Below are 9,645 nucleotides of genomic sequence, written 5' to 3' on the forward strand. Positions count from 1 at the left end.
GTCGCCGCCGCCGAGCCAGGGCCCGTCACACCAGGCGGGCCCATGCCACACTCACGCAGCAATCACCTCGACTGCCCGACGCGGCCCCGCCCGCAATCCTCACCCTTCTCATGGGCGCCGCCGGCAATCAGCGGGCGCGCCAATACCACCCGCCGTGCGCCACCGACCCGATCGCGTCTCCGCATTTCACCCGTTTCGGCATTCAGCAGCGCATGACGTAATCACTCAACTACCCTGCGTAGGCGATCGTCGTCTGAACAGGCAATCGCCGATCATGCACAGCGTGAAGCGTGAGGAGACCCCTGAGTGAAGCGAACCCGTACCATCCGCACGGTACTTGCCGCCCTCGGTATCGCCGTGGCCACGGCGACAGCCCCCACCGCAGCTGCCGCCCCACAGTCTCAGGACCGGAACCGTCCGACCGCCGCACCACGGCCCGCGCCCTGCACCGGGGAGTACCACGGCGAGGCCCGATTGGGCCCGAGGTGGCTGCCGAAGAAGTGGCAGGCACCCGTGGGGCCGCTCCTGAACGGATGGACGCGGACCGGGGCACTGTCGCCGTCGGCCTTCCTCAAGAAGTACTGGCAGGGGCCCACGGACAGCGGCAGCTGGAAGTACCCGCCCAACGACGGGTTCGCCGAGGTCAACGGCGAGATCGACAAGGAACCCACGAAGCTCCGCGCGGGACAGCGGCTCGACCGTTTCGGATCCGAATTCGGCTCCTATCTGGCACCGGCCGGCGACCGGTACGCCGAGCGGGCGCTGCCCCCACAGAACCTCAACACGCGTGATGCGGCGACGCCGTGCGATTACCACGTCTACAAGGTCGCCAAGCCGTTCTGGGTGTGGGAGGGCAGCATCGCCCCCTGGTTCGAGCAACCGGGCGGAGGCGAACAGATCAAGCTCGACCCGGTGTTCCTCACCCCGAGCGAAGGGCAGCGGCTCAATGTGAAGTGGCTGCTGGAGCACGGCTATCTCGCCTCCGTAGAGCCCTGACCCGGCCGTGGACCGTCACGAGCTGCGCGCCGCACTGATCGCGGCGGGGGTGGCCGACGGCTACTACCGCATCGAAGGCGTCCACGAACCCGGCCCCACGCCTCCCGATTTCCTGTACCTGCGCAGAGCACGGAACGGGGCGGGGGCGTGGGAGACCGGGGCCTACGAACGTGGCACCTACCAGCCCATCTCCCACCATCCGAGCGAAGAGGCGGCCTGCGCCCATCTGTTGCGGCTGCTGACGTGACCGCGACGGCGACTGAGCGCTCACCTGGATTCCCCCGGAAACGAAAGAGGGCCCGCCACGCTTCCGCGTGACGGGCCCTTTCGCATGCGCTCAGCGATGGGCGAACTTCTGCCTGCCCGCAGCACTCTTACTCGCCGGCGCCATCGACAGCGGCGACCGCGACCCAGCGCTCTTCGTCGTGGTGATCACCTTGCCCGACGCCCGGTTGGAGAACCGGCCCCCCGACCACTTCCACTGCATCGAGGTGTACTTGTGGCGGCACTCGCTGCGCTTGCCCTGCTTGACCTTCGCGCCCGTCGCATGACCGGCCGCATACAGGCACATCCCCGAGCGCTTGTTCCATACCGTGTACCAGCCCTTGGCGGCCTTCTTGAACGTGAACACCTGGGTGGGAAGCCCGTTCTCGCACCCGCGCAACGTCATCGTTGCCGCGTCACCCTGCGAACCGCCCATCGACCAGCATTTCGCGCTCTGCCCGTGGGTCCTGGCGAGCTGGACGTTGCCGTGGCTGCCCGCGGCCGACGCCGGAGAAAGCGCCGCCCCCACCATCGCCACCGAAACCCCCGCCAGCACCGCGGACCTCATCGAGGTGCGCATACCGGTACGCATACTCTTCCCCCTTCATACGGGAGAGCTCCCGCAACCGGGACCACCCAGGTCACTTGTTCAGGACGACCTTGCTGGTGACCGTCGGGTCCCCGATCGAGGCCCGCGCCTTCTTGCCCGGGTTGATGGCGTACTTGAAGTAGTAGCCCACCGTGGCCTTACCGGTCTTGTTGCCGACCTGCACCGGGAACACACAGGTCCCCGACAGCCCGTAGACCTTCTTCGCCTTGTGCGGGTGCGCCTTGCTGCCCACCTTGGAGTGCCATATGTAGCCCACCGGGATCGACGCGTGGGTGTCGTGGTACTTCCCCTTCAGGCCCTTGGCCACGCACTTCATCGGGCCGCGGGCGATGGATATCAGCTTCTTGTTCGTGATCTGCCACGACCAGGGCATCGGGTAGTACTTGGGGTACTTGCCCTTCAGCTTGACCTGGGCGTGCAGGATGCCGGCCTTCCGCTTCGCCTTGGGTGTCACGTAACCCTGGTGCTTGGGGGTGAACACGGTGGTCTTCTGGGCCTTCACGTTCGCCGGGGCGGCCTCGGCCGCACCCAGACCTCCCATGGCCACCATGACCACAACCCCGGACGCGACGGCGGTGCGGCCCAGACGGTTCATCTTCCGGGGAGCAGCGGCCTGCTTGCCGTCCGGGCGTATCGTCGTGATCTGCAAGGTATCTCCATTCCGGTTACCGGAAAGAGGAGTTGACGCTCTTTCCGGGCTGTGTTGACAATGTGTGGTCTTGCAAGAGTCAGAAATGTTTTGGGGGAGTCATCACTAACCATCCGGTTCACGGAACCGTCCAGTCGTGGGACGACGAGGAGGGATGGGGCGTACTGGCCTCACCCGACATTGAGGGCGAGATCTGGGCCCACTTCTCCGCCGTATACGCAAAACCAGGCGCTTTCGCCTCCCTGAACCCCGGAGAGAGCGTCCTGTTCACCTGGGAGGAATTTCCGCAGGACGGCTACTCCTACAGGGCAGTTCACGTACGTCGCCCCAGCGACCCGGAGACCGACTGGGAACCCGAGCAGGACGACGAGGACGCGGCCGACCTGCAAGGCATCCACATCGAATTCGACCCGGAGTGACGACAACGGCCCCCCCCTCAAACCTTCCGGCCCCGGACCACGAACATAGGGTCGAGGGAGCCGAGTTGGGTAGATCCCTAAAGGTCACTGCCCCAAGGGGAGGTCGGGCAGTCGGGGGCCGCCCGCAGTCCGCTGGAACCGGACGCAGGCGGCCCCGGACCTATGCGGCGTGAGGTTCCGGGCACCGCCCGGCGGAAGGGGCACCTTCCGGTGCGCACAGCAAAGGTCCTCACACCAGCGACTCGCACCCGACGACTGCCAGGACCAGTAGAACCCGGCAGGACCGCTGCCAGGACCGCCACCTGAAGGCGGCTCCACTGCCCCAGCTTTTCCACGATGCGCGCGATATGAGCCGTTGCCTTACGCTCCGCGATCCCCAACTCCCGTGAACGCTGACGCTCCCGATTTCCCACACCTGCGCCTACAAGGAGAAGACCTTCCCTTTCCCGGGCCGTGAGCCTCTTCAGCTTCCACACCGCCGCCTGCGCAAGCAAAGCGCCCCAAAGGACACTGCCCCTTAGGGAGGTGTCCTTTGGGGCGCTGCCTCAAGAGACAATTTCGGTCAACACTCAGGATTCCTAAGGTCATTGGCGATCACACATCTCCATGCCCTTACCAGGAGTCCCATATGCTCACTCGCACCCCGGGCCGCATCGCCACCGGCGCCATCGCCACCCTCGCCGGCATCGCCGTCCTGTCGCCGATGGCCCACGCCGACAGCCACACCTCCGCGGCCTCCAAGAAGCCCTCCAAGCTCACCGTCCAGAGCTACACCAAGTACCTCAAGAAGCAGCACACCAGCCACGCCCGCACCACGCTGGTCAAGTTCAGCAAGCTCAACAAGAGGCAGAAGGCCGTCTTCCTCAAGGACCTCCAGGACCGGAAGGTCTACAAGGCCCTCCAGGGCAAGGTGAACGTCCGCTTCAACAAGCCGGTGACCACCACCGACAAGTACAACAAGGAAGTCACCTTCGTCACCCGGACGAACACCTCCATCGCCAAGGACAAGGCGCGCACCGCCACCGTCCGTTTCACCGTCATCGAGAAGATCTTCAACATCCCGGTGACCGCCGAGACGATCTCCATCAAGTTCGGCACCGCCCCCAAGGCGTCCAAGCGCGCCACGGCCACCGCCGGCGTCAAGAACGTCAACGCGGCCATCGCCATCGACAACAAGCGCGTCAACGTCAAGGGCAGCTTCGCCCAGACCATCTGGACCGCCACCCCGCAGGTGAAGTCCTTCGGCAAGAAGGCCGTCTACAAGACCGAGAAGGTCTTCGCCAACAAGTCCCGCGTGCGCGCCGGCCTGGCCAACAACGGCTGACCACACCGCCCCTGACCTGTGCCAGGGGAGCACAACAGCGAGGGCCCAGGGCACCCTCCCGCCCTGGGCCTCGCCCCTGCCCGAACACCGTCCGAAGGAGCCCCACGTGAAGACCCGCGCCGCCCTGACCGCCCTCACCGCCGCCGGAATCCTCGCCGGCCCCATCGCGGCCGCCCACGCCGCCCCCGTCATCCCGCCCCAAGGCTGCCCCAAGGGCTCGATCCAATACACCAAGGACAACGGGCCCGCAGGGAAGCTCCCCTACACCAAATCCATCGACCTGTGCGCCAACAAGAAGACCAACAAGCTCTACACCGCCGACGGCGACTGGTACACCAAGAAGGCCGCCGCGGGGCCCGTCTACATGAAGCTCATCATCGACAAGCCCAAGGCCAAGCCCTACGCCTACAACGGCAAGAAGTGGATCAAGGCCAAGAAGGTCGCCGGCACCGCCCACGTCTACCGGGCCGAATGGAAGATGAAGAAGCCCCTGGGACTCCCCAACCACACCCGCGTCCACATCCAGATCAAGGGACACGGCAACACCCCCGCGATCACTCTGTAGCGTGATCACCTGGTCGTGAACGCAGATCCCCTGCTTCACCTGGGGGTTATCCCATCTCGTTACTCCTCTGCCGAGTAGCCGAGGGGGATCTCCCCCAGCTCCCCCACACCCTCCGTGCGTAAAAGTCGCCTCTACACACGCTCTTGTCGCTCTGATCAGCAGACCATTACGGCACTCGCGGTCAGGCGTCAGCACGCGAACATGCGGGGGTGTCGCTGGTCGCCCTCCTGCATCTTCGCGATTGCCTTCCGCTCCGCCGCAAGCCGTTGGCGCTTCTGACGGATCCAGCGCACCAGGTAGGCGTTGATGCGCAACCCGAGGGGGAGGCGGCGTTGGTGCGCATCACGAAGGGGGTCAGCTCCGCACGGCCTGAAAACAGCCGTAGTAGTTGAGCCGACCCGCCATCACAGGTCAGGCCCAGAACGCGAACTCGGCCCGCAGCCGGCCCTTGGTGACCCGGCCCCCGTCGCTCCAGAAGAGGGCCTTGTACTCCGCGCCCTTCTTCAGGTTCGCGCTGATCAGGGTCGAGCCGTACCCGCCGCAGTGGTCGTGGCCACAGGCCCAGTCCCACGTCACACGTTTGCCGTTGCGGTCCTGAATCTCGACCCAGTCCCAACTGTCGTACGGATCCCGCCCCGAGGGCGCCATCCACGTCACGCTGATCCCTTTACCGTGGGTCTGGTACCACCAGCCTTTGTACTGGGCCGGCGCCACCTCGCTGATCACGAAGTCGGTGTTGATCTTGCCTGGCTCCGCCCTGGCGGCCCCGGGGCCCTCGCTCTGGCCCGTAGGCGGCTGCCAGCGCTCACGCACCGCATCGGTCGCCGGAGCCGGCTGCACAGCGGCCGACGTCGACTCCCCCGAAACCTGCGACGCCGCGGAAGCCGTACCGAGCGCCACCACGGACACACTCGCGAGCACCCCGGCCATGACCGCGGCCCGCCGCCGGGGTGATTTCGCCCCGGCGTATAAGGAAGAAACCGTGCCCCCACCTCGCGTGCGGAACAACATGCCTACTCCACCTCGCCGTTGATCGGTGATCGATGCGCCAGAAAGCCTAGGTAGCGGCGATTAACATCCCTTTGACGACCCCTCAACGCGATCCTTCACGAAGGCGATGCATGAGGCCGAGGAGCCTTTGGCGCGACTCCGCGGCTCGTCAGGCAGGTCATGGCCGGAGCCCGAGGCGAGGGGCTGCCACGGTCACGGCCTCCTTCCCCTCGGATGAAACCTGGCCGTGAGGCGCTCGAAAACCAGTGGAGCAGCGCCGCTGTGCGCCATTACCGTGCTGCCGAACCAAGTCGTCCAGGCAAGGACGTGCCGTTGTACACCCTGTGAGACCTCCCGAGAGCTGATCTGTCGCGCGTCGCGCATCTGCGCCGCGCTCTTTTTTGCTGCGGACTTCTCACTGAAACCGGTGTACTTCTGTGCTCGAAAACTGGGTGGTCATGCCCGCCTGCCTGCCGCTCGTTCGCCGCCGTTGCCACGCGTGCGCGTCCGAACACTTCCGGGCAAACGGTAAATTCCGCGTCAACGCAAACCACAAACTCCTCGACGCCTGGCTCCTGGTGCTCTGTACCGCTTGCGGGGACACGGCAAAGCTCACGGTCCTGGAGCGGATGAACATACGCTCCGTACGGCCTGGACTGTTGGACCGGATGCATGACAACGACCCTGCCCTGGCAGCCGAGTTGCTCCAGGATCCGGTCGTGCGGCGCCGTAATCGCATCGCCCTCGACTGGGACAACGCCTGGCGCCTCGACACCGGCGGATCGGATCACCTGGACCGCGAGGTGATCGACGTCTCGGTCCGCTTTGCGGCGCGGATTCCTGTCCGGCCGGTGCGACTGATCGCTGAAGGCTGCGGTCTTTCGCGGGCCGAGGTCGAGCGACTGATCACGGAGGGGAAACTCGTATCGGCAGTCCGGCTGAGCGGCAAGCTCTCCGCCGACTTCACCTTCACGCTCAAGCGCTGAGCCGTCGCGCCCCGTAGCGTGCGGCTGAGGGGAGGCTGGGCGGGCACGAAGCAGACCCAAGGGCATGGCCCGCTGTTCGGTCTGCCGGAGGAACGTGAGCAGCCCTCCTTGGGATCAGGAGGGCCGGCCGCGCAGGACGATGACCTGCTGCACTCCGCCCACGGCTTCCTCGCGCTGGCGGAGCTCGTCCTCGACTGCACGCCGGAGCGGTTCCAGACGGGCGGGTGAGCGGTTTTCTCCGTCGGTCACCACCTCGCGGACCACATGCGCGCGGGCAAGTCGCGGTGGCAGGCCACTCGCGCGTGTATGAGCGGGTACTCGCCGGCGGTTCCGTCGCACACTCAACTGGACGGCGTGACGGGGGACAACATGCCGAGCCACTGCTCAGCGCCCCAGGCCTCGAACCGCTCCACCTCGGTGAACCCCAGCTTCGCCGCGAGACGCATCGAGCCGACGTTGGCGGTCTGGGTGCTGAGCACCACCGGCTCGCCGGGAAGCGCGCCGGCGAGCCAGCCGAGTGCCGCCGCGCACGCCTCGGCGGCGTACCCGAATCCCCATGCCCGCGGCAGGAAGAGGTAGCCGAGATCGGCCTTCCCCGCGGCAGCCGGGCGACTGGGCCCCGTTGCTCTCCTGAGCAGGATCTGGCCGATCATCGACCCGTCGAAATCAACGACGAAGCTCCCGGGCCACCGCTCGGGCGCCGCGGACATCCCGCGCTCAAGCTCGTCACGCGGCCGGGGGCCGCCGAGGTAGGTGTGCACCTCTGGCGAGGTGAGCAGCTCGATGAACCGCGCACGGTCCCGGGTCTCGGGCTCACGAAGCACGAGCCTCTCGGTGCTGATCGGCTCAGGCGGCCAAGCCACGGGTCCCAGATCTTCCATCCGCGCACGCTAACAGGTGGTCAAACCAACCGAACGGGAGACGCTTAACTCCCCGCCCTGCATCAGACAGCACACTTCTCCTCCCCGGCCCTGCATCAGACAGCGCTTCTCCTCTCCGCCCTCCTGATCACCCTTCTGTGAGCTGGGAAATCTGATGAGGGACTGCGGGAAGCCCAAGCCGGACCGGGTCGCTTCGCAGGAAGTCGGGACCGTTCGGTTCGCGGGCAGTGTGTGCCCGGGGAGAGCACGGCCCAGACCGCGGTGCCTCGACACGGAAGTCGCAGCTGCCGAAGAATGCTCGTCCTGCGCTCCGTGCACGGAATGACGAACGCCGTGAGCAGATGGATATCCCGTGAGCAGACGTCAGTGCCCACGACGGCCTGATTCACGCAGACCTCTCCAGGCCAGGCCGCTCAGCAGCGCGAGGACGACGGCGGCACTCCCGGTCGCCATCGCGAAGCCGCCCGCAATCGAGTGCGTTATCCGTCAGATGACGGATGTTCATCCGGCCACCCGCGATTACGTTGTCGATCGCATCACGGCAGATCAGACGGACCAGGTGGACCAGGCGGACGGGGTGAACTGCTGCCCGCCAGGGCCTCCGGCTGGAGACCATGCCGCGGGTACCGCTCGGGGCACCTGCCCCGGCCCCATGAGCACGGCTTATGGAATGAGGAAAAGGAACCATGACCGTTGAGATGACCCCCCGGAGCCCGGGGCCGCGTATCACCGCCGCGGTGCTGGCGGTCCCGGTTGCGGCGCTGGGAATCGTGCTTTCGCCGCTCAACGCGGTGGCCGCGCACGCGGACACCGGAAGCATCGCCGCAGAGATCCCTGTCTCCATATCCACGTCGGCACAGAACGGCTCTCTCGCACTCCGCTGGGGCAACGAGTACGCCGGTGGGACGACCTATGACCTCTGGAACAAGGACGACTCGGCGCAGCAGAAATTCAAGATCGTTCCCAATGAGGACGGCACCTTCCGGTTGGTCAACGGAAATTCCAGCAAGTGCCTCGATCTGTCCAGCGCTACCTACCCCGATGATCTCAGCGAGTCGGGCTGCGGTGACACCGATGCGCAGAAGTGGTATCTCCAGCCGGTGAGCGGCGATGCTGCCGACGCGGGTACGTATCTGATCCGCCACGTCGGCGACAACAAATGCATGAAGCCCCTCCACAGCATGGGCACTGCCTCCATAGTCGGAGCCCGTGATTGCAGCCGCGGTGACGCGACGCAGAATTGGGTCCTCGCCGCCGGAACCGAGGATGCGCAGCTGCGCACGCTGGCCACCGTGTACGCCCTGAAGCAGTTCGACGACAAGTCGAGCGTCATCCCGATGGCCGACTACAAGGTGGATGGCAGCGCCACAGCGACCCTCGGCGACTTCCAGAACGTGACGGCCGACGGCGGGCGGATAATGAACGGCACGAGCGAAATCATGGACAAGCAGGTGAATTGGAGCCAGACCACTGGCTACACCTACACCGCGGGCGGATCCGTCACCACCACGGCGGGTGTGACCTTCGGTCCGAAGGACGGGCCCGTGCAGGGGAAGGTCGACGTGGCGATCCAGGGCAACTGGTCGAACAGCTGGCGGACGGACAACACACAGGGCGGATCCGCCACCATCCACATCAAGCCCAATCACTACGGCTGGTTCCTGCGGGCCCAGCTGACGAAGAAGGTGACCGGCACCTGGACGATCACCAACGACCTGGGGAATTCGTGGACCGGCGCCGGCACCGCCACCGTCCCGGCCAAGGATGACACCGACTCCAAGAGCAGCGACTTGATCGGTTGCAGTTCTGACAGCGCTCAGCAGGTCTGCAAGGACCACGATCCCGGGCGCGCGTAACACCTTCCGCCCCATGAGAAAAGCCAGATCAGACAGGGGTCTGATCTGGCTTTTCGACTGAGCCGCCTTCGGGATTCGAACCGAGACCTAGGCATGACGGGGACC

At 65.9% G+C, this 9,645-nt stretch carries 12 protein-coding genes; 7 read left to right on the forward strand and 5 right to left on the reverse strand.

Going from position 1 to position 9,645, the window contains the following annotated elements; genetic code table 11:
* Positions 1–306: 306 nt before the first annotated feature.
* Positions 307–996 (forward strand): TNT domain-containing protein, encoded by a 690-nt coding sequence (locus M8I34_RS35635; protein ID WP_250056894.1) that lies wholly within the window; start codon positions 307–309, stop codon positions 994–996.
* A 7-nt stretch (positions 997–1,003) separates the two neighbouring features.
* Positions 1,004–1,243, forward strand: a complete 240-nt coding sequence (locus tag M8I34_RS35640; RefSeq protein WP_250056896.1) for a hypothetical protein — start codon at positions 1,004–1,006, stop codon at positions 1,241–1,243.
* A gap of 90 nt (positions 1,244–1,333) precedes the next feature.
* Here M8I34_RS35640 and M8I34_RS35645 read toward each other — a convergent pair whose 3' ends face one another.
* Together M8I34_RS35645 and M8I34_RS35650 are read right to left on the reverse strand one after the other, a co-directional pair.
* Positions 1,334–1,852, reverse strand: a complete 519-nt coding sequence (locus M8I34_RS35645) for an RICIN domain-containing protein (protein WP_250056897.1) — start codon at positions 1,850–1,852, stop codon at positions 1,334–1,336.
* Between the two features lie 49 nt (positions 1,853–1,901).
* A complete protein-coding gene (locus M8I34_RS35650; protein WP_250056899.1) occupies positions 1,902–2,519 on the reverse strand; it encodes a hypothetical protein in 618 nt (205 codons plus the stop codon).
* 62 nt (positions 2,520–2,581) lie between these two features.
* Here M8I34_RS35650 and M8I34_RS41745 point away from each other — a divergent pair, with 62 nt between their 5' ends.
* On the forward strand, positions 2,582–2,938 hold the full coding sequence (locus tag M8I34_RS41745) for a cold shock domain-containing protein (protein WP_308372748.1): 357 nt from the start codon (positions 2,582–2,584) through the stop codon (positions 2,936–2,938).
* 77 nt (positions 2,939–3,015) lie between these two features.
* Here M8I34_RS41745 and M8I34_RS35660 read toward each other — a convergent pair whose 3' ends face one another.
* Positions 3,016–3,414 carry a LuxR C-terminal-related transcriptional regulator gene (locus M8I34_RS35660; protein ID WP_308372749.1) on the reverse strand — a complete coding sequence of 133 codons (399 nt, stop codon included), beginning with the start codon at positions 3,412–3,414 and terminating at the stop codon, positions 3,016–3,018.
* 152 nt (positions 3,415–3,566) lie between these two features.
* On the opposite strand from M8I34_RS35660, the gene M8I34_RS35665 reads away from it, so the two are divergent.
* Positions 3,567–4,262, forward strand: coding sequence for a hypothetical protein (locus tag M8I34_RS35665; protein ID WP_250056901.1), 696 nt, complete (start codon positions 3,567–3,569; stop codon positions 4,260–4,262).
* A gap of 106 nt (positions 4,263–4,368) precedes the next feature.
* On the forward strand, positions 4,369–4,827 hold the full coding sequence (locus M8I34_RS35670; RefSeq protein WP_250056903.1) for a hypothetical protein: 459 nt from the start codon (positions 4,369–4,371) through the stop codon (positions 4,825–4,827).
* 411 nt (positions 4,828–5,238) lie between these two features.
* On the opposite strand, the gene M8I34_RS35675 is transcribed toward M8I34_RS35670, so the two are convergent.
* The gene (locus tag M8I34_RS35675) at positions 5,239–5,838 is read right to left on the reverse strand and encodes a hypothetical protein (protein WP_250056904.1); all 600 of its coding nucleotides are present in this window, start codon (positions 5,836–5,838) and stop codon (positions 5,239–5,241) included.
* Between the two features lie 416 nt (positions 5,839–6,254).
* Between M8I34_RS35675 and M8I34_RS35680 the strand changes: the two genes are divergently transcribed.
* Positions 6,255–6,803 carry a DUF1062 domain-containing protein gene (locus M8I34_RS35680; protein WP_250056906.1) on the forward strand — a complete coding sequence of 183 codons (549 nt, stop codon included), beginning with the start codon at positions 6,255–6,257 and terminating at the stop codon, positions 6,801–6,803.
* Positions 6,804–7,144: 341 nt separating this feature from the next.
* On the opposite strand, the gene M8I34_RS35685 is transcribed toward M8I34_RS35680, so the two are convergent.
* Positions 7,145–7,684, reverse strand: coding sequence for a GNAT family N-acetyltransferase (locus M8I34_RS35685; RefSeq protein ID WP_250056908.1), 540 nt, complete (start codon positions 7,682–7,684; stop codon positions 7,145–7,147).
* 737 nt (positions 7,685–8,421) lie between these two features.
* On the opposite strand from M8I34_RS35685, the gene M8I34_RS35690 reads away from it, so the two are divergent.
* Positions 8,422–9,540, forward strand: a complete 1,119-nt coding sequence (locus tag M8I34_RS35690; RefSeq protein ID WP_250056910.1) for an RICIN domain-containing protein — start codon at positions 8,422–8,424, stop codon at positions 9,538–9,540.
* Positions 9,541–9,645 lie beyond the last annotated feature (105 nt).

The organism is Streptomyces sp. MCA2, from assembly GCF_023544705.1.
GTDB classification, from domain to species: Bacteria; Actinomycetota; Actinomycetes; order Streptomycetales; family Streptomycetaceae; genus Streptomyces; species Streptomyces decoyicus.

Excerpts from the sequence above, each read along its gene's own strand:
- M8I34_RS35645 (WP_250056897.1), bottom strand. The coding sequence starts at position 1,852 with ATGCGTACCGGTATGCGCACCTCGATGAGGTCCGCGGTGCTGGCGGGG.
- M8I34_RS35675 (WP_250056904.1), bottom strand. The coding sequence starts at position 5,838 with ATGTTGTTCCGCACGCGAGGTGGGGGCACGGTTTCTTCCTTATACGCC.
- M8I34_RS35685 (WP_250056908.1), bottom strand. The coding sequence starts at position 7,684 with ATGGAAGATCTGGGACCCGTGGCTTGGCCGCCTGAGCCGATCAGCACC.
- M8I34_RS35665 (WP_250056901.1), top strand. The coding sequence starts at position 3,567 with ATGCTCACTCGCACCCCGGGCCGCATCGCCACCGGCGCCATCGCCACC.